Source organism: Paraglaciecola aquimarina, from assembly GCF_032464635.1.
Taxonomy (GTDB): domain Bacteria; phylum Pseudomonadota; class Gammaproteobacteria; order Enterobacterales; family Alteromonadaceae; genus Paraglaciecola; species Paraglaciecola aquimarina.
In genome coordinates, this window is the sequence record NZ_JAWDIO010000002.1 from 1,131,450 (window position 1) to 1,152,382 (window position 20,933).

Sequence of the window (20,933 nt, forward strand, 5' to 3'; positions counted from 1 at the left end):
GGCATTTCCTCGGCTTATTTACATTCAGCTACTTCGAATACTATATAAAAACTATGACAAATCAATATAACGCAGATGCCATCGAAGTCTTAAACGGGTTAGAGCCTGTACAAAGACGTCCCGGGATGTATACCGATACCACTCGCCCAAACCACTTGAGTCAAGAAGTTATCGACAATAGCGTCGATGAAGCGCTTGGTGGCTTTGCAAGCTCAATTCGTGTGGTGTTGCACACCGACCAGTCTCTTGAAGTGACCGATGATGGTCGCGGTATGCCAGTAGATATTCACCCTGAGGAAGGAATTTCTGGGGTCGAGTTAATTATGACCAAGTTACATGCTGGCGGGAAGTTTTCGAACAAAAACTATCAGTTTTCCGGTGGTCTTCACGGTGTAGGCATTTCGGTCGTGAATGCTTTGTCTAAGCGAGTTGAGGTAAACATTCGTCGCGATGGCAATGTTCATCAAATTGCTTTTGAAAATGGCGATAAGGTGCAAGAGTTGGCCATAGTCGATACCTGTGGTAAACGTAACACTGGTACAAAAGTGCATTTTTGGCCCGACCCACAATATTTTGATTCTGCCAAATTTTCAGTGACTAAAATGATGCATATACTGAGAGCTAAAGCAGTATTGTGCCCAGGTTTGCGCATTCGATTTGATAATAAAATTAGCAACGAAACGACTGAATGGTATTTTGAAGACGGTCTTCGTGATTACTTGCATCAGTCTGTGAAAGAATATGTGACATTGCCGGAAGATGTACCTTTTGTTGGCAGTCTTGTCGGCAATACTGAAGCCGCTGACTGGGCCGTTATGTGGTTGCCTGAAGGCGGTGAAATGGTCACCGAAAGCTATGTGAATCTCATTCCCACCGCTCAGGGCGGAACCCATGTAAACGGTTTACGACAAGGGCTTTTGGAGTCAATGCGTGAGTTTTGTGAATTTAGAAACCTACTTCCTAGAGGGGTAAAGCTCACGCCAGAAGATATCTGGGATCGTTGTAGTTATATTTTGTCTACTAAAATGCAAGATCCGCAATTTGCAGGGCAAATTAAAGAACGTTTATCTTCACGCCAAGCGGCTGCATTTGTGTCTGGCGTGGTCAAAGATGCGTTTAGTTTATGGCTAAATCAACATACGGACGTAGCCGAACAATTAGCAGAAATGTGTATTAACAATGCACAAACTCGTTTGCGCCAAAGCAAGAAAGTCGCCCGTAAAAAAATCACTCAAGGGCCAGCTTTACCTGGAAAATTAACCGATTGTTCTACCCAAGACACGACTCGCTCTGAATTGTTCTTAGTAGAAGGGGATTCTGCTGGTGGCTCGGCGAAGCAGGCAAGAGACCGAGATTTCCAAGCCATTATGCCGTTACGTGGAAAAATTCTGAATAGTTGGGAAGTGGACTCATCGCAAGTCCTCGCCTCTCAAGAGATTCATGATATCTCGGTGGCTTTAGGAATTGACCCAGATTCTGATGATTTATCTGGTTTACGATACGATAAAATATGTATTTTGGCAGATGCCGATTCTGATGGCTTACACATTGCTACCTTGCTCTGCGCGCTATTTGTTAAACATTTTAGAACCTTGGTAAATACTGGGCATGTGTATGTGGCGATGCCTCCATTGTTTCGAATTGATATCGGCAAAGAGGTCTATTACGCCTTAGATGAAAGTGAAAAAGAGGGCATTTTAGATCGTATAGCGGCTGAGAAAAAACGCGGAAAAGTTAACGTTCAGCGCTTTAAAGGTCTGGGCGAAATGAATCCATTACAATTGCGTGAGACCACTATGGATCCTAACACGCGTAGATTAGTTCAATTGGTATCTGACGAACCCGAGCAAATGTTAGAAACCATGGATATGTTGCTCGCTAAAAAGAGAGCGTCTGATCGCAAAGAGTGGCTTGAATCAAAAGGTAACATGGCGGTTGTTTAACCGTTATTAGTCGCAAAAATTATTAGAAGGAAACTCTGTTGTTTAAGTTGTTTAAATACCTATTGGTTATCGTGCTATTGCTGTTCATTGTTGTTGTTGGCGTATTTTTGTTTGCCTTAGAATCCACTCCTATTTTAAAAACACAAAGTGCACAGCAAGTAAACCAAGCTGAGTCAGTCAAAAGGTTGATGACACAAATTAGTGATAGTGTTAAAAATAAAGACAGTAAACAAAAAATCGCTATTACCGAAAATCAATTAAATAGCTTAGTGGGCTTCGCACAAAGAGCTCATAAACCTATTCAAGGCCAAGTTAAGATTAACCCCGATTCGTCGCAACTGCTGGCCAGTTACGCTTTACCGTCTAATCCTTTTGGTCGATATATCAATATTGATATTGTAGTAAAACCGGGCAATGGCGTTATTGTCGAACATGTCAATGTAGGGCCGTTTTCCATTCCGGGAAATTTAGCACTTTCGACTGTGGTTACCTTAGCTAATTGGTATACAAATAGTGACATTGCGAAGCAATTTGTCGACCAAGTAGAGTCTGTCGCTATGTCTAAGAAAAAATTGGTATTGTCGGTCAGGCCGCTAGATCACTTTTTAAAGGAGCTAAAGCTTGTTAAGCAAAATGTGGATGGCGGCGATAAAGAACTTCGCCAGCGTACCGCATTTTATTTGCGAGAATTGACTATGTTTGAAGTGAGTCATAAGACTACTCCGCAATCACTTGCCAAATTCATGGGACCTTTATTTTCGATTGTTAAACAGCGTTCGACATTTGACACCGCAGCAAAAGAGAACGAAGCGGCGATTATGGCGTTGGCCATCTATGCTGGCCACTACCGATTTGCTAATTTTGTCGGTGACGTGCAACCAGTTAAAGGACAAATCGCTGTGCCTAGTGCGATTCCTATGTTGGGCTTTAGAAATGACTTAAATCAACACTTCATCTTTTCTGCAGCGATTAAAATTATCTCCGAGCAAGGTTTGAGTATTGCCATTGGTGAATTTAAAGAATTAATGGATAGAGGTGAAGGAGGGTCAGGTTATAGCTTTATTGATTTGGCTGCCGATGTGGCTGGGGTAGAATTTGCTATTTCAGCGACTGATCCAAATACAGCTCTAAAGCTACAAGAAGTATTGGCAGGCCAAACAACAGAAAGCAACTTTTTTCCTTCGTTAAAAGGACTACCTGAAGGACTAAATAAGACGGAATTCACCGAACAGTTTAGTGAAGTTGACAGCCCAGCTTATAGCCAAATGGTAACCGAAATTAATAGAAGAGTGAGTAGTTTACCTATACATAACGTACTTGAATAAGACGATATAGTTAATGTTGATTGCTGTAAACAGTTGGTTGTTGTTAACCGTTTACAGCAAGAAATAGCCCAGAATTAGCGCACGCTTTTCTGAAAGTGGCCTAGAGTTTTTAGTAGTAATTCAATTTTTGTAACGAGATCTGGTAATTCGGCTTTTAGATCCGCTTCTGATTTTTCGGCTAGCTCAACGACTGTCTTGGCTAATTCTTCCACGTAAGGTTTAAAAAAACGGCTATTGGCTTCGAACCCTGCCTCTTCTGGAAAAACCGCGGTAAATTTCCCTTTTCCATCATTTTGCAACTGATTGATTATTTGATCAGCGTCAATTGATTTACGATAAATAAGTTGAATGTTCTCACCGAGTTTTTGAATAATTGTTTGCATTGCTAAAGTTTCTGCTCGTTTAGTCGATAATATCTGCGAAGCTGGCAATTCTGCCTGCTTTTGTACTTTGCTACAAGCAATAGGGAACATGGTATGGATATTCAAGGTGCTAGTCACTCTGCTTCATCCGGTGCATCGCTTGAAATTAAGTCTCTGCAACTTGCTAAGTCACAGCAAGAAACAGAGGGTAAAGCGACGCTTCAGCTTCTGGAATCAGCAGCTGACGTGCCAAAAGCTTCGTCTGCTAATCCCGCTATTGGATCTCATGTAGATACATTTGCGTAGATTATTTATGGGGCGTGCCCTATGGATGAAGATGTAAATCAAGTGGCGTTTTGCCGGGCTGGCCTCCTATCTCTCTAACGAGTTTAGGGACTAGATAACCTTAGCTGACGCTTTATTAATTCAGCCATTAGCGTCAAGGCTTGTTGCTCTGGCACATCAAAGTGTTCAGCCCCTTCCACCTTATCTAAAACATGTAAATAGTATGGCATCACGCCAATATCAAATAACCTTTCGTTTAAGTTGATTTGCTGTTCAGCTTGGTCGTTAATGCCTTTGAGTAAAACAGCTTGATTGAGCATGGTGACGCCAGCGTCTTTCAGTTTTTTTACCGCTAATGCGACGTTTTCGTCAATTTCATTCCCATGATTAATATGTAACACCATGACCGGCTTTAAACGTGTTGAGGTAAACCAACTGACGAGTTCGTCGGTGATGCGTGAGGGGATAACCACAGGCAAACGAGTATGGATCCGTACACGGCTAATATGGGGAATAGCCGCGACTTGTTCGGTTAACCACTGTAAGAAATCATCTTTGGCCATTAGTGGGTCGCCACCTGAATAAATTACCTCATTAACATGGGTGTCCTGTTTAATGTAATCTAAGGCGGTTTGCCATTCTGTGCGATTTAGGTGGTTGTCGCTGTATGGAAAGTGCCGGCGAAAACAATAACGACAATTGACTGCGCAACCGCCACGCACTAGCAACAAAAGACGATTTCGGTATTTGTGTAAAATCCCGGGCTGTTGATTGTTTTGTTCTTGAAGAGGATCTTTGCTATACCCCTTTGCGGTGAAAAATTCTTTGTGATGGGTGAATACTTGTAAAAAGAGAGGATCATTTGGATCGCCCTTGACCATACGATTGGCGAATTCTCTAGGTATGCGCATAGGAAATAACTTTCGCGCCTGTATGTCTTGTTGGTAATTTTCAACGGGTAATTCAAGGAAACTTAGCAACAATTCTGGGTCAGAAAAGCTAGTTGTGAGTTCTTTTTGCCAGTTGCTCTCTACAGTCAGGCGTTTTTTAGGTATTATTTGCGACAATTAATCTCTCAGCATAGTTATATTTACGAGGACACATGGCTAATTACAGCACAAATGAGTTTAAATCGGGCCTAAAGATAATGCTCGACGGCGAACCTTGCAACATTCTTGAAAATGAATTTGTTAAACCTGGTAAAGGTCAAGCCTTTAGCCGCGTTAAAATTCGCAAGCTTATCTCAGGAAAAGTATTAGAAAAAACCTTTAAATCAGGTGAGTCAGTAGAAGGTGCAGATGTATTGGATACTGAATTAGCTTATTTATATACAGACGGCGAATTTTGGCATTTCATGAACAATGATACGTTTGAGCAAATTGCTGCAGACGAAAAAGCAGTAGGCGAAAATGTAAAATGGTTAGTAGAAAACGATGTTTGTACCATTACTCTGTGGAACGGTTCACCTATTGCAGTGCAACCTGCTAACTTTGTTGAGCTAGAAATAACCGAAACTGATCCTGGCTTAAAAGGTGATACGGCCGGTACCGGTGGCAAGCCTGCTACATTATCAAGTGGTGCTGTGGTTCGTGTACCTTTGTTTGTGCAGACAGGCGAAGTGGTGCGAGTTGATACTCGTAACGGTGAATATGTAGGCCGTGCTCAGAAATAATTGATAGTACTTCTTATAGTAAAGCTCACCTTATGGTGGGCTTTTTAGTTTTGGTGAAGAAAAATAGTATGGCTAAACCTAGTTGGCAACCTAGTGCCGAAATTACGGTATTAAAAAAAGAGCAGGTATCCTCAAACAGCTTCGTGATTTTTTTGCTGATAAAGGCGTGTTAGAAGTAGACACACCAGCGCTTAGTCATAGCACGGTAACTGACGAACATTTGCACTCATTTAGCACCCAATTCCAAAGCCCAAGCTCGCCAACTAGTCAAACCTTATATTTACAAACGTCTCCAGAATTTGCCATGAAACGTTTATTGTGCGCTGGTAGTGGTGCAATTTATCAAATCTGTAAATCTTTTCGTAATGAAGAAGCCGGGCGTTTTCACAACCCAGAATTTACTATGCTCGAGTGGTATCGCCCTCACTATGACCATCAGCAATTAATGACCGAAATGGATGAGTTAATACAACTGATATTGGCATGCGATAAGTCAGAAAGATTAACTTACCAACAAGCATTTATGCAGCATCTTGACTGCGATCCCATTCATGGGAGCTTGCAACAACTTAAAGTGCTAGCTACGGCAAAGGGTTATGGCGATATCGCGAAACATGAAAACAACAAAGATACCTTGCTAATGTTGTTGTTTAGCCAACATGTAGAACCAAAAATAGGTCAAGTTAGACCTTGTTTTATTTATGACTTTCCTGCTTCGCAAGCAGCACTGGCGAAAATAAATCCATTGAATACCAAGGTCGCAGAGCGTTTTGAGTTGTATTTTAAGGGCATGGAATTAGCCAATGGGTTTCATGAGCTTGATAACGCACAAGAACAGCTAACAAGGTTTGAGGTTGATAATCAAAAGCGCCTAGCTCAAGGTTTGGCAGCCATGCCTATCGATCAGAATCTCATTGCAGCTCTTGAGCATGGTTTACCTCAATGTGCGGGTGTGGCCATGGGAATAGATAGGTTAGTCATGTTAGCCTTAGAGTGTGACAGCATTGATCAGGTCATCGCTTTTGAACACAATAGAGCTTAATTGTTACATCAGTCTTAATTTTGACGTCTTTTAGTGCGACGTTTACAACTTACTTAATGCTAAATTAAAAGGAACATCATGGCAGACGGACAACTCAGTACTTTGCAACAAGAATGGATAACACTGCAAAGTCAGTTTGATCAATATGAAAAATATTCACTGTTGATTAAATTGTGCAATATTCTAATTACTTGTTATTTGCTGTTTGCCCTAAAATTAGCCCTTTGGCCATTATTTATTTGTGCTGTTATTTGGTTACAAGACGGCATTTGGAAAACCTTTCAGGCTAGAACAGGGGATAGGTTATTGTTGGTTGAAGAGGCAGTCAGTCAGTTGCAAGGCGCAGATAACAGTAGCCAGCCAATACTAGGTATGCAATTTAACTCAGCATGGGAAAGCAATCGCAGTGGCGCGATTGGCTTAATCATGGAGTATGTCAAACAATCACTCAAACCCACTGTCGCTTATCCTCATGTTTTGCTGCTTATATTGTGCCTAATCATGATGTTTTTGTAATATCGCGCAATTAGATGACGACGCTAAATAGGCTACGTTAACTGCATATTGGGCATCCGAGTTGGAAAAACTACTAGCTCTACCGTGATCAATAATGTCATCTTTTACTTGCTGGTGTGCACTAGTTAATACCCTAAGTTATTTGCTTATTTTCCATGCTGTTTATTATTAAGTTCGGTTATTAATTTGGTATACATTTCATGCTCTTGGCTCGATAGTTTTTTAATAATCGAGCGAAGATTTTCTATGATTATTGAAATCAATGGGGTCAGAGACGTTGATATATAAAGGTGGGGATAGGAAGTCAAAAGTGTATAGATATCAACCGCTCTGACCCTATCGATTCGCTTAGAAGTTGCCATGGTCAGATTGTCTTTGTATATTAGAGCGTCTTTTGTGGCTAGGTTTGGGGTTGCAAAGACTGCAGCCCGAGTGCTCATGGGCGAGTACAATCAAGAATTAACCTATCAAATGATGGGGTTAAACATACTTTAGATCGCCATTTAAACCCAGCCAAAGCCGGAAACAAGAGCCAATTTACGATAGGTGAAGATGGTGTGCGTGGGCTGTTAAGTGCTAAAAGTACAATTCAGTCTCCGGCTCGTGCATTAGAAACGGGTAATTTCGCCCGTACAATTACAACCAATAGAACAGTTGGTAACTTGGCTGAAAAAATGAGTGGCGGTTCGACCAATACTTTTACCGTAATAACGGATAAGGCAGGTAATTTACAAACCGCGTTTCCTGGTGGGTTATAAATTCATGAATAATGAAGCTAAAAAAATTGAATCGGTAACAGATGAGCTGGCAGAGCTTAATCGTAAGTTTCACGACAAGGTACTGCTTTCAGATGAATTTTATAAGCAGCTAATGCAAGCTGGATTTGCTTATCGTCAATGTTTGTTGGTATCAGTCTTTCCGGATAGTGCTAATACTTATTGTGGGCAGCTTATTAAGCAAAATGGGGATGTTGTAGAGTTTGATATTGATTTGGATAACTCAAAATACTCCTCGTGGGAAAATATCACTGTAAGTTTCCGAGAATTATATGAGAAAAATCGTAGTACAAAGCCTTGGTTGAGAGAGGTAGTTGCTTATGATTTATTTTCTAAGTTAGGTAAATAGTTATCTAATTAGCCCCGCGAGTGCGGGGCTAATTATTTACACCACAGTATAAATCAATGGGGTAAATCAATGGGGTCAGAGACGTTGATATAACACCATAGTCAGCTATTTTTATATTATCGATAAATTTATAAGGTGATGTACAGATGGCGAGACTTCCGCGTTTAAACTTGCCGGGTATTCCGCAGCATGTTGTGCAACGTGGTAATAACCGTCAAGTCAGTTTTTTTTCTGAGGCTGACTACACCGTTTATTTAGATAAGCTCAAAGACTATGGTAAAAAGTACAAAGTGGCGGTGCACGCCTATGTATTGATGACTAACCATGTGCATCTTTTACTGACACCAGAAACAGAAAAAGGTGTGAGTCAGTTGATGCAGGCTCTGGGTCGATATTATGTGATGTATGTCAATAAAACCTACCAACGAAGTGGCACATTATGGGAGGGTAGGTATAAATCAACACTAGTAGATAGTGAAAATTATTTTTTGTTGGTTAGCCGATATATTGAATTGAATCCGGTTAGAGCAGGGATGGTTAATCACCCAGCAGAGTATCCTTGGTCAAGCTATCGTGGTAACGCGTTAAATATGGATATTGGGTTGCTAACAACGCATAGTTGCTATGAAGCCCTTGGTGTTAATGATGACGAGCGACAAAATGCTTATCGGGCACTATTTGAATCTCGTATTGAGGATTTAACCTTGGAAGAAATACGTGATGCGACCAACAAGGCTTGGGTGCTGGGAGAAAATAGATTTAAACTACAAATTGAGCAACAAGCCGGCAGACGAGCATCACCTTTACCTAAAGGTGGGGATAGGAAGTCAAAAGTGTATAAAAATCAACCGCTCTGACCCTATCGATTCTAATCATGTGATTAAGAATGGCACCTTTGTGCCTGAAATGAATGGTTATGTTCGTTTGATTGGCGGAAAGGGAAGCGCTAAATATGGCTTTGTTGGGCTAGATAGAGCGACCGGAGGCATAACAACATTTCACACTAAATCAGTAAGTGAGTTAGCGAGAAAAGCGCCGAGTTTAGGGTTTTCAAAATGATAGTTAATAAAATTGAGTGGATGTCTAAAGAAGCGCAGGAAGCTATTCTTTATATCGGAGATGGTGAGTATGAGTGTGCTGCATTCTCACATCCCTGTAATTTAGAGGAAGAATATGTTTTGGTGGAACCTTTATTGGCTTTTAGTGTTGAAGGATTAATGATTGCAGAAGGTTCTAATTTATCGATAAGTCGTAAAGGGGAATCCCTTGCTCATGATGTGGTCGGAAAATTGTTGAGTGTTGACCCCCTCATTATAAAAGTAGGATCGTTTAAAATAGAGTTGGAAGACCCTCTGCCAGGAGGAATAAAGGACGATAGTGTTGTTCAATTTTCTTGTGGTCGATTAGATGTGATTAGATAATTTTAAATTTGTTAATCAATGGTAATCAATGGGGTCAGAGACGTTGATATAACACCATAGTCAGCTATTTTTATATTATCGATAAATTTATAAGGTGATGTACAGGTGGCGAGACTTCCGCGTTTAAACTTGCCGGGTATTCCGCAGCATGTTGTGCAACGTGGTAATAACCGTCAAGTCAGTTTTTTTCTGAGGCTGACTACACCGTTTATTTAGATAAGCTCAAAGACTATGGGAAAAAGTACAAAGGAATCAATGCAAAGGAATCAATGGGGTCAGAGACGTTGATATATAAAGGTGGGGATAGGAAGTCAAAAGTGTATAGAAATCAACCGCTCTGACCCTATCGATTACTTGGTGTTGTGGGCCTTGTGGAATTGGGTTTTCTGTATTGTTTACTAGTAATATTGCGTCTTACAATGGTGCGAGCAGCATTGATGCGTTTCATGCCGGGGCGGCGTAAAGCAGCTACGGCAGAGGGAAGGTGAGGCTAGTAAGCTGTTTGAGTTGGCTCAAACAGCTTATTTTTATCGGTGATTAAATCGGCGGTAAAATAATCACTTTCTTTAAAATGATTTGCTCTACCGGTACGTCAGACCAGCCGTACTTAGGATCAAAGTCGGTTTTGACTTCAGCCATTTTATCTAGCACTTCGTAACCTTCTTGTACCGAACCAAACACTGTATAACCCCAGTCGCGACCAGGATCTAAACTGTCATTGTTGTTCATATTAAAGAAAAACTGGCGGGTAGCTGAGTGAGGATCATTCTTACGCGCCATAGTGATGTTGTACATTTTGTTTTTTAGGCCGTTACCAGATTCATTAAAGATGGCGGCAAAAGAAGGCTTTTCGATAAAGTCAGTGTCGTAACCGCCTCCTTGAATAACAAATTCTGGCACAATTCGATGAAATATAGTGTCTTCGTAACTACGTTTGTCTACGTAACGTAAGAAGTTATTCACGGTAATGGGCGCTCTGTTGCGGTCGAGTTCAACGATAATATCGCCCATGGTGGTGACAAATTTTACTCTTGGATAAAAATTACTGGCTTGAATTTGCGAGCCATCGTCTTTTGCTTTAGCCAAAGTGCTGGTTGCTACAACCAGTAAAACTAGTGCCACTAATGATTGCATTGTGGATTTGATTGCCATGGATAATCCTTATAGTTTTGTTGCAGATAAAATCACGAATTTTTTGTCCGTGGCGACTATTGTAACTTGTCTAAATAATCTTTTTAACTTTGCTTGATAATCTAAGTGGCGATTGCCAATAACAAAAATTTGCCCACCTTTATTGAGCAACTCTTTCGAATCTTTAAACATTTGCCACGCAATATGGTCGGTAATTGTGTTCTGCTGATGAAAGGGCGGGTTGCAAACGACTAAGTCAATTTGTTTAAATTTAGATTTTTGCACAAAGTCATCTAAACAGTTATTCACTAAAAATTCGCAACTTTCTATGCGATCAGGTCGATTGTTTTGCACGTTAAGCGTCGCCGAAGCAATAGCCATGTAGGATTCGTCAGTGAAGACTACATGTGCACTGTCACTCATATTTAAAATGTGCAAACCTAGCACACCATTGCCACATCCTAAGTCGACTATGGTTTTGTTATCAAAAGCAGGCAATTTTGATAAATGTTGCAACATAAACCGAGCGCCGATATCGAGTTGTTGTCGGGCAAATACATTTGCTAAATTGCTTATTTCAAACTTAGGTTTGTCGGTGTGCCATACCGTTGGATAGAGGCTGATATTCAACTTTTCGCCTGTTGGCTGGCAAAAAATCAATCTAGATTTTTTTTGGCTAATGATGTATGGCAAGGGCCTAGGTATTTGTCGAATAACGCTTGAGTAGATTTTTGAATTAAGTTGGCTTTTCCGGCGGCGATGATTTGTGTATTGGGGGTGACTAACTTTTGAAGATCAATTAATTGTTGTTCTAGTAGCGCCGTAGTCTTAGGAACTTTAATTAAGATTAAATCTGCTTTTGAATCTAGTCCGGTAACCGAGTCATAAAAGTGGCTGTCTGCAATAACTAAGTCGTTTTGTGCTAGGTTTTGTTTGCATGCTTGAAGACTGACATACGAATCATTTATCCAATTGGGTTGGGCTGCGGCAAACCAACAAGCTAAGGTGCCGAAGTCATCGTTGTATATGTTGATTGAACAATTCTCTAGGTTAGTAAAATTCTGTTCTACATATTCAATTATATACTCATCTGCGCTATCCCAAGCTTGCCAACTGGGGTGTTGTAAATTTTTCGGGTATCGATGTAGCTGCAAATTGCGATTTAATAAGCTTAAACTAGTATTCATAAATTTTTGTATGGGCCATCTATGTTTTAAATGATGCGACAGTCTTTAAGTGATGGGGTGTATGATAACACGATGGTTAGCTTGGATATGCTAAAGGCAAGTGTTGTTTGTGATCATAATGGTATCCAGCCCTAGCGAAGCGTATTTAAATTACAACCCAGGTGAAATTATTACTCTTAAATAACTTAATAAAACTCAAAAGGTTATCTGCCTTTCTTGCTATTTAGTTGAAAGATTACTTACCCTGCAGCTGTTTTGTAGCTAGAATCGAACAGGCTTGGGTACAACAATAATAAAAACTATCTCGGCAGTATCGAACACCTGTATAAGCACTTAAGAGGAATTCCAATGAACATTCAAAGTAGTATAGAAAAAAATTGTTATCTCATTTTAAACCTGAACATCTTGAGGTGATCAACGAAAGTTCTATGCATAATGTACCTGAGGGCTCAGAAAGTCACTTTAAAGTGGTTATCGTCACCCCTGAGTTTGCTGGTGAGCGGTTAATTAATCGTCATAGGGCCGTTAACGCAGTACTTAAAGATGAGTTGCAAAATGATATTCATGCCTTAGCTTTGCATACTTATACTGAAAGCGAATGGCAAAAATTATTTGGTGAATTTCCTCGCTCGCCAAATTGTTTGGGCGGTTCAAAATCATAACTTTCTAAATATTCGTTGTACCTAGCAGGTTTATGTCTTTAAATATTATGTTTAACTAATATAAATCTGCTTTGACATAACGGGTCTGTCCTTTCAATTTTTAGCAAATTTTGATAAAAATCACATATCAATAACATTTTTCATTTTTACTTGCTACGTCCTAGGAAGTGAGTGACTTAATTAAGAACCGACACATGTCTTCGCAAATAATGCCTACTTCTTTTACTCTGCGCCTGCAAACTAGTATTGACGCTATACATTCACACCTATGCAAAGCTGTTAGTTGGTGCACTTTGTTCATGGTGCTAATTACTTTTTTGATAGTGGTACTTAGGTATGGGTTTAATTTGGGCTGGATAGCCATGCAAGAATCGGTAATGTACCTCCACGCAGCTGTATTTTTGTTGGGAGCAGCCCATACTTTACAGGTAAATGAGCACGTAAGAGTTGATATATTTTATCGACAAATGAGTTTAAAGAGAAAAGCTTGGGTTGATACGTTAGGCACGTTGCTGCTAATGATCCCGGTGAATATGTTAATTTTACTTTTGAGTTTTGAATACGTAATGACCTCCTAGCAATTGGTCGAGTCCTCACCACAGCCAGGCGGTTTGCCCTTGGTTTTTGTACTTAAAACATTCATTTTGATATTCACTGTGATTATGAACTTGCAGGGCATTGCGGAGCTAATACGAAATATTGTCATCATACGCAGTACATCAGCAGTAAATGCGAGGAATCGTTAATGGAATATATTTCGCTATACATGTTTGCGGTTGTCTGTTTGGTGCTACTGGCAGGCTATCCAGTGGCTTACTCTTTGGCCGGAACCGCTGTCTTATTTGCTGGCTTTGGTGTGATGACTGGCAATTTCGAAATGGCCTATTTACACGCATTGCCTAGTCGTTTATACGGTATTACCACTAATCAAACGTTAATTGCGGTGCCTCTTTTTGTATTCATGGGCATAGTTTTAGAAAAATCGAAAGTGGCGGAAAATCTATTGAATGCCATGACCCAATTGTTTGGACAGTACCGTGGTGGCTTGGCTATATCAGTGATACTGGTTGGCGCCCTATTGGCAGCGAGCACCGGGATCGTTGGCGCAACGGTTGTTACCATGGGGTTGTTGTCTTTACCCACTATGTTGAAGCAAGGCTATGCTCCGAGTTTTGCTGCTGGCAGCATTTGTGCTACGGGTACCTTAGGTCAGATTATACCTCCATCTATAGCCTTGGTTCTACTTGGTGATGTGTTATCTAACTCTTATCAAAAAGCACAACTGAATATGGGAATATTTTCTCCAGAGTCAGTGTCGGTTGGTGACTTATTTGTTGGGGCTATTGTGCCTTAGTATGATTTTAGTCTCACTGTACATGTTGTACGTTATGTGGATCACTTGGTTTCAGCCTCATAAGGTGCCAGAGGCTGCGCCGCAAGCAACGAATGTTTCGCTAAAGCAGCTATTGAGCGCTCTATTACCACCCTTAATTTTAATATTTCTGGTGCTGGGAGCTATTTTAGGCGGATTTTCTACTCCGACCGAAGCTGCGGCAGTGGGTGCTAGTGGCGCGTTACTGCTCGCGTTGTGGCAAAAACAACTTAGTTTTAGCAAGTTAAAAGAAGTCATGCTGAGCACAACTAAAGTTACGTCTATGGTCTTTTTAATCTTGATTGGTGCATCTATCTTTTCCTTGGTTTTTCGAGGTTATGGCGGCGAAGAGTTAATTGAACAGTTATTTAGCAGTTTACTCAGGCGGCGCCTTTACAGCTGTATTGATAGTGATGCTAGTCATTTTTGTCTTAGGCTTTATCTTAGATTTTATCGAAATTACGTTTGTCGTTGTTCCTTTAGTTGCGCCGGTTTTATTAACAATGGGAATCGATCCTATTTGGTTAGGGATAATGATTGCGGTCAATTTACAGACGTCTTTTTTAACCCCGCCTTTTGGTTTTGCCCTCTTTTATTTACGGGGAGTAGCGCCAAAATCTGTGAAAACGCTGGATATTTATAAAGGCGTACTGCCATTTATTGTTATTCAAATTATGCTGTTAATCGCTATGGCAATATGGCCTAATTTAATTACTTGGTTACCAGATAAAATATATGGATAAAAATTTATGTTAGACACGTTGTTAGACGTCTCGAGAAAAACGTTTGTACGTATTGCTATAGGCTTACTCTGTTCTGTTTTTTTGTTGGCATGCGGACAAGAGCAAATTAATTTAGATTCTTCTGTCGCCACGACGGCACAAAAAACCTATAAATGGAAAATGGTTACCTCTTGGCCGAAAAACTTTCCAGGTCTAGGGCGTGCACCGGAAACCTTCGCTAAATATGTAGAACAAATGTCTGCTGGCAGACTGACGGTAAAAGTCTATGGTGCGGGTGAATTAGTACCAGGCTTTGAAGTGTTCGATGCTGTATCGCAAGGTACTGTGCAAATCGGTCATTCGGGTGCCTATTACTGGAAAGGTAAAGCTGCCGCATCGCAGATATTTACCACTATTCCATTTGGTATGAATGCTCAAGAAACCAATGCGTGGTTACATTATGGTGGTGGCCTTGAATTATGGCGTGAAGTATACCAACCCTTTGGTCTAATTCCCTTTCCTGGCGGCAACACCAGTATTCAAATGGCGGGTTGGTTTAAAAAAGAGATCAATAGCATTGATGATATCCAAGGCTTGAAAATGCGTATTCCTGGATTAGGCGGTGAAGTATTTAAAAAGTTAGGTGGTATACCGGTAGCGCTTACTGGCGGCGAATTATTCACCTCTTTGCAATCGGGTGCTATCGACGCCACAGAATGGGTGGGCCCGTATAATGACCTTTCTTTTGGATTATACAAAGCAGCTGACTACTACTATTATTCTGGCTGGCACGAGCCCGGTTCTACTTTAGAGTTTATCGTGAATCAAAAAGCCTTTGAGTCTTTACCTAAAGACTTACAGGCTATCGTTGAAGTAGCCACTCGGGCTGTTAATCAAGATGTATTAGATGAATATACTGCGCGCAATAACACCGCTATGCAAACATTGATACATACTCACAACGTAGACATGCGCCCTTTGCCTGATGATGTAATGAGAGCATTAAAGGCTGCGTCAGCCGAGGTGATGCAAGAGCAATCAAATGCAGACCCGTTGTTTAAAAAGGTATATGAGTCTTATGCTGATTTTCAAACTAAAGTGAGTCAGTATCATCAAGTTTCTGAGGTTGAGTATTATAAAAACCGCTCAGCCCAAGATTAAATTGGTTACATATTAATGTTTAAGTTAACAGAGTATCTGTTCAGATTTGTTTATTGATGCTCTACCTCTACAATATAGACAATTTTTACAATAGGAATTTTTTATGATTATTAAGCCCAAAATTAGAGGCTTTATCTGCACCAACGCACACCCAGTAGGTTGCGCGGCAAGTGTTCAGCAGCAAATCGATTATGTGAAGGAACAAGGTGAGGTTGCGAACCCACCCAAAAATGTATTGGTATTGGGTAGCTCAACTGGCTATGGTTTAGCATCTCGTATTGTGGCTGCCTTTGGTGGCGGAGCCAAAACTCTAGGCGTATGTTTTGAAAAAGAGCCAACAGAGCGCAAAACCGGTACTGCTGGTTGGTACAATACCGCTGGCTTCCATGCTAAAGCAGAAGAAGCTGGGTTGTATGCAAAAACCTTAAATGGTGATGCGTTTTCAAATGAAATGAAACAACAAGTTATCGAAACCTTAAAAGCGGATATGGGTAAAGTAGATTTAGTCATATATAGCTTAGCCTCTCCACGTCGTACCGATCCTGAAACAGGCGAAGTGTACAAATCGACATTAAAACCTGTGGGACAAGCCTATACCACTAAAACCTATGACACCGACAAAAACAAAGTGCATGACGTTAGCTTAGAGCCCGCTAGTGAAGAAGAAATTCAAAACACTATCAAAGTGATGGGTGGTGAAGATTGGGAATTATGGTTAGACGCTTTAGATAAAGCAGACCTATTAGCAGACAACTGTAAAACGACAGCTTATACCTATGTAGGTAAGGAGCTTACTTGGCCTATTTATGGGCAAGCCACAATCGGGAAAGCCAAAGAAGATTTAGATCGTGCCGCCGCAGCGATTGTTAAAACTAAAGCCAGCAAGCATGTTCAGGCTTATGTGTCTTCACTAAAAGCCTTGGTAACCCAAGCTAGTTCAGCTATTCCTGTTATGCCTCTTTATATTTCGCTTATTTACAAAGTAATGAAAGAAGAAGGCACTCATCAAGGTTGTATTGAGCAAATTTATGATTTGTTTAATGAGAAGTTGAATCAAGCTAAGCCTGAAGTAGACGAGAATGGTCGTCTGTATATGAATGGCAAAGAAACCAACGAGGCCACACAAGCTAAAATTAAGGCGCTGTGGGATCAAGTGACGCAAGATAACTTCCATGAACTAAGTGATTATGCCGGTTATCACCATGACTTCTTAAAGCTATTTGGATTTGATGTGCCGGGTGTTGATTACGATGCCGACGTAGATACTTTGGCTGATTGGTAATTAGGCTGATTTATTCAGTGAAATTGAACCGCCGAACTAGGCGGTTTTTTTTAATCTTAAATTTTAATTTTGCTTTTTTATGGCTCTTTTATTGCTAAAAAGGCAAAAACCTTACAAAAATTGCGATTAAACAATAATTTGCATGGAAGATCAGGGCGGGTTAATGCTAAAATTCCGTGCTTAGGTACCTGTAGGTAAGTTTATTATGCACATGGATAATTAACAAAACGTACCTTTGCTATTGAAATTGAGCATTTTCATATAAGCCGCATGATGTTGCAGCGGAAAAATTTATAACTAATACAGGCATATAATACTCATCACCATTGGGTTTTTGGATGTGACTTTAGGAATATTCGAAAGAACCTAATGGTGCTGTGTATTAATTTAGAGTAGTGCTATTGCGTATGATAAAAATCACGAAAGGGTTAGATCTTCCTATTAAGGGATCGCCACAACAAACAATTCAAGATGGAAACTCTGTCACTAGAGTGGCTATTTTGGGTGAAGAATATGTCGGTATGCGTCCAACTATGCATATCCAAGTCGGAGATAAAGTGAAAAAGGGTCAAATTCTTTTTGAAGATAAAAAGAATCCTTGGCGTTAAGTTCACCGCTCCTGCTGCGGGTAATGTTGTTGAAGTTAACCGTGGTGCAAAACGTGTTTTGCAATCGGTTGTTATTCAACTTGAAGGTGATGAAAGTGAAGTATTTGCTAAGTATAGCAGTGCCGAACTTGCCTCATTGGATGCTGCTAAAGTACAAGAGAATTTAGTTAATTCTGGATTATGGACTGCCATTCGGACTCGTCCGTTCAGTAAGTCTCCAGAATTAGGTTCTAAACCAAGTTCAATTTTCGTTAGCGTTATGGATACCAATCCATTAGCTGCTGATCCACAAGTTGTGATCGCAGAACGTAGCGAAGATTTCATCAACGGTTTACAAGTTCTTAGCTGTCTGACTGACGGTAAAGTGTTTGTGAGCAAAGCGCCTGGTGCAGATATTGCTGTAGGTGCCGCTAAAGCCGAAGTTAATGAATTTGCTGGACCTCATCCAGCTGGTTTAGTTGGAACTCACATTCACTTCTTGGATTCAGCTGGTGCTAACAAAAAAGTTTGGCATCTTGGATATCAAGATGTCATGGCTATTGGTTGTTTGTTTACCACTGGTGAATTAGATAACCGCAGAGTTGTTGCTTTGGCTGGCCCAGAGGCAAAAAATCCTCGCTTAGTTCGTACTTTGATTGGAGCTGATGTTGCGGAATTGACAGCCAATGAAGTAAATGACGGTGAGCTGCGTGTCATTTCTGGCTCTGTTTTACAGGGGACGAATGCACATGGCGTTCACGGTTATTTAGGCCGTTTCCATAGTCAAATATCAGTCTTGCGAGAAGGCCGAGAAAAAGAACTTTTCGGTTGGATTAAGTCAGGTGTTAATCAACATTCAGTTACCCGTGCTTATCTTGGGCATTTAAGTCCTAAGAAGTTGTTCAGTATGACAACTACCACCAATGGTTCTGATCGTTCTATGGTGCCTATCGGTAACTACGAGCGCATTATGCCGCTGGATATTCTGCCTACTTTGTTGCTTAGAGATTTATTGTCTGGCGATACAGATGGCGCGCAAACCTTAGGTTGCTTGGAACTAGACGAAGAAGACTTGGCGTTATGTACTTATGTTTGCCCATGGTAAATATAACTACGGTCCGGTCTTGCGTGAATGTTTAGACCAGATTGAGAAAGAGGGGTAATCATGGGTTTAAAAGCATTTTTAGAAAAAATTGAGCCGGATTTTGAAGCCGGTGGGAAGTATGAAAAGTGGTATGCCCTGTACGAAGCTGCGGCCACTATTTTTTATACACTCAGGAACGGTTAACAAATCGACTACTCACGTAAAAGATAGTATCGACTTGAAACGAATCATGATCATGGTTTGGATGGCAACATTCCCAGCTATGTTCTACGGCATGTATAACGTTGGTGCTCAAGCTCATGAAGCTATTTTGGGCGGAGCCGTTTGGGCTGATACTGCTACTGCATTTTGGCAAGCAGGTTTGTTCGAGATGTTCGGTGGCCAGCTAAATGCTGAAAGTACTTGGCTTGGCATGATGCTTTACGGCGCATGTTTCTTCTTACCTATCTACGCTACGGTATTTGTTGTGGGTGGATTTTGGGAAGTGCTATTCGCTTCGGTACGTAAACATGAAATTAACGAAGGGTTCTTTGTTACTTCAGTTTTATTTGCATTGACCTTACCCGCGACTATTCCTTTATGGCAGGCTGCCCTAGGTATTACTTTTGGTGTTGTTATCGCTAAAGAAATCTTCGGTGGAACTGGTCGTAACTTCTTGAACCCAGCGTTGTCTGGTCGAGCGTTCCTTTACTTCGCCTACCCGGGACAAATTTCTGGTGATGCAATCTGGGTTGCGGCTGATGGGTACTCTGGTGCAACTGCATTAAGTCAAGCTGCCGCTGGCAACATCTCTGATTGGAGCATGAATGCTGACTGGTGGAGTGCGTTCTTCGGTAACCTTCAAGGTTCTGTAGGTGAAGTGTCGACTCTAGCTATCGCCCTCGGTGGATTATTCTTGATCTATATGCGAATTGCTTCATGGCGCATCGTGCTAGGTGTGTTATTAGGTGGAGCTGCGTTAAGTACATTACTTAATTTAGTCGGCAGCGATACCAATGCGATGTTTGCTATGCCTTGGTACTGGCATTTAGTCACAGGTGGTTTTGCTTTTGGTATGTTCTTTATGGCTACCGACCCTGTTTCGGCATCATTTACCAATCAAGGTAAGTGGGCTTACGGTATTTTGATTGGCGTTATGTGTGTCATGGTACGTGTTATCAATCCAGCCTTCCCTGAAGGTATGATGTTGGCAATCTTATTCGCTAACTTGTGGGCACCTTTGTTCGATTATTTTGTAGCCCAAAGTAACATTAAACGGAGGATTGCTCGTGTCGGCTAAAAAAGAAACTTTAGGAAAAACAGTAGGCGTTGTTGTTGCCGTATGTTTAGTTTGTTCGATTATTGTTTCAGGCGCTGCGGTAGGCTTGCGTTCGTTACAACAAACTAATGCTGCACTAGATAAACAATCTAATATTATCGAAGCTGCTGGTTTAGCTGAATTAGCTGCTGGCGATATTGCCGGTACATTTGATAAATATGTTGAAGAGAAATTTATCAACCTAGAAACAGGTGAGTATGTTGAGAAACCAACTGAAAACTACGACATGTATAAAGCAGCTAAGCAGGAAGAGTTTTCTGTAAAGGTTGAAGGTAGCAATGTCGGTTTCCAGCAACGTGCTAGCATCGCCAGTATATACGAAGTAAAAGACGATTCAGGCAAAGTTAGCCGCATTATATTACCAATACATGGTAGCGGTCTTTGGGATTTGATGTATGGATTTTTGGCTATAGATGCAGACGGTAATACCGTTCGCGAATTAGTGTATTACCAGCAAAAAGAAACCCCAGGACTAGGTGGCGAAGTGCAAAACCCTAGCTGGAAAGCAAAATGGGATGGCAAAAAATTATTTGATAATGGTGATGTTGCCATTCAAGTAAAGAAAAATGCTAACCCAGCTGACCCTTATGCAGTAGATGCGCTTTCTGGTGCAACACTTACTAGTAATGGTGTGCAGAATACATTGTCATATTGGCTAGGTAAGAATGGCTTCGGTCCTTACCTTAAAAATCAGACTTGGAAATCGTAAGGGGTT

Annotated in this window: 17 protein-coding genes and 7 pseudogenes; 20 read left to right on the forward strand and 4 right to left on the reverse strand. The window is 40.9% G+C overall.

The genetic code is table 11. The features are described from left to right. The first annotated feature begins 53 nt into the window (after positions 1-53). On the forward strand, positions 54-1,943 hold the full coding sequence (gene parE / locus RS130_RS06190) for a DNA topoisomerase IV subunit B (RefSeq protein WP_316025234.1): 1,890 nt from the start codon (positions 54-56) through the stop codon (positions 1,941-1,943). Positions 1,944-1,981: 38 nt separating this feature from the next. Further along, complete coding sequence (locus RS130_RS06195; RefSeq protein ID WP_316025235.1) at positions 1,982-3,268, forward strand: hypothetical protein; 1,287 nt, start codon at positions 1,982-1,984, stop codon at positions 3,266-3,268. Between the two features lie 74 nt (positions 3,269-3,342). Here the strand turns inward: RS130_RS06195 and RS130_RS06200 are convergent, their stop codons facing one another. After that, positions 3,343-3,756 (reverse strand): hypothetical protein, encoded by a 414-nt coding sequence (locus tag RS130_RS06200; protein WP_316025236.1) that lies wholly within the window; start codon positions 3,754-3,756, stop codon positions 3,343-3,345. Here RS130_RS06200 and RS130_RS06205 point away from each other — a divergent pair. Next, the gene (locus tag RS130_RS06205; protein WP_316025237.1) at positions 3,745-3,936 is read left to right on the forward strand and encodes a hypothetical protein; all 192 of its coding nucleotides are present in this window, start codon (positions 3,745-3,747) and stop codon (positions 3,934-3,936) included. The two genes, RS130_RS06200 and RS130_RS06205, sit on opposite strands and share 12 nt — an antisense overlap. 19 nt (positions 3,937-3,955) lie before the next feature. Here the strand turns inward: RS130_RS06205 and epmB are convergent. Further along, a pseudogene (epmB, locus tag RS130_RS06210) lies at positions 3,956-4,982 on the reverse strand (EF-P beta-lysylation protein EpmB). A 35-nt stretch (positions 4,983-5,017) separates the two neighbouring features. Between epmB and efp the strand changes: the two are divergent. The 9 genes and pseudogenes from efp to RS130_RS06255 all read left to right on the forward strand — a co-directional run bounded on the left by efp (position 5,018) and on the right by RS130_RS06255 (position 9,691). Continuing rightward, positions 5,018-5,587: an elongation factor P gene (gene efp, locus RS130_RS06215; RefSeq protein WP_316025238.1), complete on the forward strand. Its 570-nt coding sequence runs from the start codon at positions 5,018-5,020 to the stop codon at positions 5,585-5,587. 68 nt (positions 5,588-5,655) lie between these two features. Next, positions 5,656-6,629: pseudogene (gene epmA / locus RS130_RS06220) on the forward strand (elongation factor P--(R)-beta-lysine ligase). A 78-nt stretch (positions 6,630-6,707) separates the two neighbouring features. Beyond that, positions 6,708-7,145 carry a hypothetical protein gene (locus tag RS130_RS06225; protein ID WP_316025239.1) on the forward strand — a complete coding sequence of 146 codons (438 nt, stop codon included), beginning with the start codon at positions 6,708-6,710 and terminating at the stop codon, positions 7,143-7,145. Positions 7,146-7,505: 360 nt separating this feature from the next. Next, positions 7,506-7,640, forward strand: a complete 135-nt coding sequence (locus RS130_RS06230) for a hypothetical protein (protein WP_316025240.1) — start codon at positions 7,506-7,508, stop codon at positions 7,638-7,640. Between the two features lie 62 nt (positions 7,641-7,702). Then, positions 7,703-7,903: a hypothetical protein gene (locus tag RS130_RS06235; protein ID WP_316025241.1), complete on the forward strand. Its 201-nt coding sequence runs from the start codon at positions 7,703-7,705 to the stop codon at positions 7,901-7,903. 4 nt (positions 7,904-7,907) lie between these two features. After that, complete coding sequence (locus RS130_RS06240) at positions 7,908-8,270, forward strand: hypothetical protein (protein WP_316025242.1); 363 nt, start codon at positions 7,908-7,910, stop codon at positions 8,268-8,270. A 146-nt stretch (positions 8,271-8,416) separates the two neighbouring features. Then, complete coding sequence (locus RS130_RS06245; protein ID WP_316025243.1) at positions 8,417-9,127, forward strand: transposase; 711 nt, start codon at positions 8,417-8,419, stop codon at positions 9,125-9,127. A 40-nt stretch (positions 9,128-9,167) separates the two neighbouring features. Beyond that, positions 9,168-9,329, forward strand: coding sequence for a hypothetical protein (locus tag RS130_RS06250; protein WP_316025244.1), 162 nt, complete (start codon positions 9,168-9,170; stop codon positions 9,327-9,329). Then, positions 9,326-9,691 carry a hypothetical protein gene (locus RS130_RS06255; RefSeq protein ID WP_316025245.1) on the forward strand — a complete coding sequence of 122 codons (366 nt, stop codon included), beginning with the start codon at positions 9,326-9,328 and terminating at the stop codon, positions 9,689-9,691. Before RS130_RS06250 ends, RS130_RS06255 begins: the two co-directional genes overlap by 4 nt. 537 nt (positions 9,692-10,228) lie before the next feature. On the opposite strand, the gene RS130_RS06260 is transcribed toward RS130_RS06255, so the two are convergent. Beyond that, positions 10,229-10,843 carry a peptidylprolyl isomerase gene (locus RS130_RS06260; protein ID WP_428982737.1) on the reverse strand — a complete coding sequence of 205 codons (615 nt, stop codon included), beginning with the start codon at positions 10,841-10,843 and terminating at the stop codon, positions 10,229-10,231. 9 nt (positions 10,844-10,852) lie between these two features. Further along, positions 10,853-12,009, reverse strand: a pseudogene (locus RS130_RS06265) (methyltransferase). A 348-nt stretch (positions 12,010-12,357) separates the two neighbouring features. Here RS130_RS06265 and RS130_RS06270 point away from each other — a divergent pair. From RS130_RS06270 to RS130_RS06305, 8 genes and pseudogenes are all read left to right on the forward strand, one after another. Beyond that, positions 12,358-12,671 (forward strand): annotated as a pseudogene (locus tag RS130_RS06270) (BolA family protein). 194 nt (positions 12,672-12,865) lie between these two features. Then, positions 12,866-13,249 (forward strand): TRAP transporter small permease subunit, encoded by a 384-nt coding sequence (locus tag RS130_RS06275; RefSeq protein WP_316025246.1) that lies wholly within the window; start codon positions 12,866-12,868, stop codon positions 13,247-13,249. A gap of 167 nt (positions 13,250-13,416) precedes the next feature. Beyond that, a pseudogene (locus RS130_RS06280) lies at positions 13,417-14,786 on the forward strand (TRAP transporter large permease). Positions 14,787-14,792: 6 nt separating this feature from the next. Beyond that, positions 14,793-15,926 carry a TRAP transporter substrate-binding protein gene (locus tag RS130_RS06285; RefSeq protein ID WP_316025247.1) on the forward strand — a complete coding sequence of 378 codons (1,134 nt, stop codon included), beginning with the start codon at positions 14,793-14,795 and terminating at the stop codon, positions 15,924-15,926. Between the two features lie 103 nt (positions 15,927-16,029). Continuing rightward, the gene (gene fabV / locus RS130_RS06290) at positions 16,030-17,208 is read left to right on the forward strand and encodes an enoyl-ACP reductase FabV (protein ID WP_316025248.1); all 1,179 of its coding nucleotides are present in this window, start codon (positions 16,030-16,032) and stop codon (positions 17,206-17,208) included. A gap of 407 nt (positions 17,209-17,615) precedes the next feature. Next, a pseudogene (locus RS130_RS06295) lies at positions 17,616-18,958 on the forward strand (Na(+)-translocating NADH-quinone reductase subunit A). A gap of 2 nt (positions 18,959-18,960) precedes the next feature. Beyond that, positions 18,961-20,179: pseudogene (locus RS130_RS06300) on the forward strand (NADH:ubiquinone reductase (Na(+)-transporting) subunit B). Next, complete coding sequence (locus tag RS130_RS06305; protein ID WP_316025249.1) at positions 20,169-20,927, forward strand: Na(+)-translocating NADH-quinone reductase subunit C; 759 nt, start codon at positions 20,169-20,171, stop codon at positions 20,925-20,927. Before RS130_RS06300 ends, RS130_RS06305 begins: the two are co-directional and overlap by 11 nt. Positions 20,928-20,933 lie beyond the last annotated feature (6 nt).

Coding starts and splice junctions, on each gene's coding strand:
- RS130_RS06230 (WP_316025240.1), top strand. CDS start 7,506: ATGGTCAGATTGTCTTTGTATATTAGAGCGTCTTTTGTGGCTAGGTTT.
- RS130_RS06260 (WP_428982737.1), bottom strand. CDS start 10,843: ATGGCAATCAAATCCACAATGCAATCATTAGTGGCACTAGTTTTACTG.
- fabV (WP_316025248.1), top strand. CDS start 16,030: ATGATTATTAAGCCCAAAATTAGAGGCTTTATCTGCACCAACGCACAC.
- RS130_RS06255 (WP_316025245.1), top strand. CDS start 9,326: ATGATAGTTAATAAAATTGAGTGGATGTCTAAAGAAGCGCAGGAAGCT.
- parE (WP_316025234.1), top strand. CDS start 54: ATGACAAATCAATATAACGCAGATGCCATCGAAGTCTTAAACGGGTTA.
- RS130_RS06285 (WP_316025247.1), top strand. CDS start 14,793: ATGTTAGACACGTTGTTAGACGTCTCGAGAAAAACGTTTGTACGTATT.
- RS130_RS06240 (WP_316025242.1), top strand. CDS start 7,908: ATGAATAATGAAGCTAAAAAAATTGAATCGGTAACAGATGAGCTGGCA.
- RS130_RS06245 (WP_316025243.1), top strand. CDS start 8,417: ATGGCGAGACTTCCGCGTTTAAACTTGCCGGGTATTCCGCAGCATGTT.
- RS130_RS06205 (WP_316025237.1), top strand. CDS start 3,745: ATGGATATTCAAGGTGCTAGTCACTCTGCTTCATCCGGTGCATCGCTT.
- RS130_RS06275 (WP_316025246.1), top strand. CDS start 12,866: ATGTCTTCGCAAATAATGCCTACTTCTTTTACTCTGCGCCTGCAAACT.
- efp (WP_316025238.1), top strand. CDS start 5,018: ATGGCTAATTACAGCACAAATGAGTTTAAATCGGGCCTAAAGATAATG.
- RS130_RS06225 (WP_316025239.1), top strand. CDS start 6,708: ATGGCAGACGGACAACTCAGTACTTTGCAACAAGAATGGATAACACTG.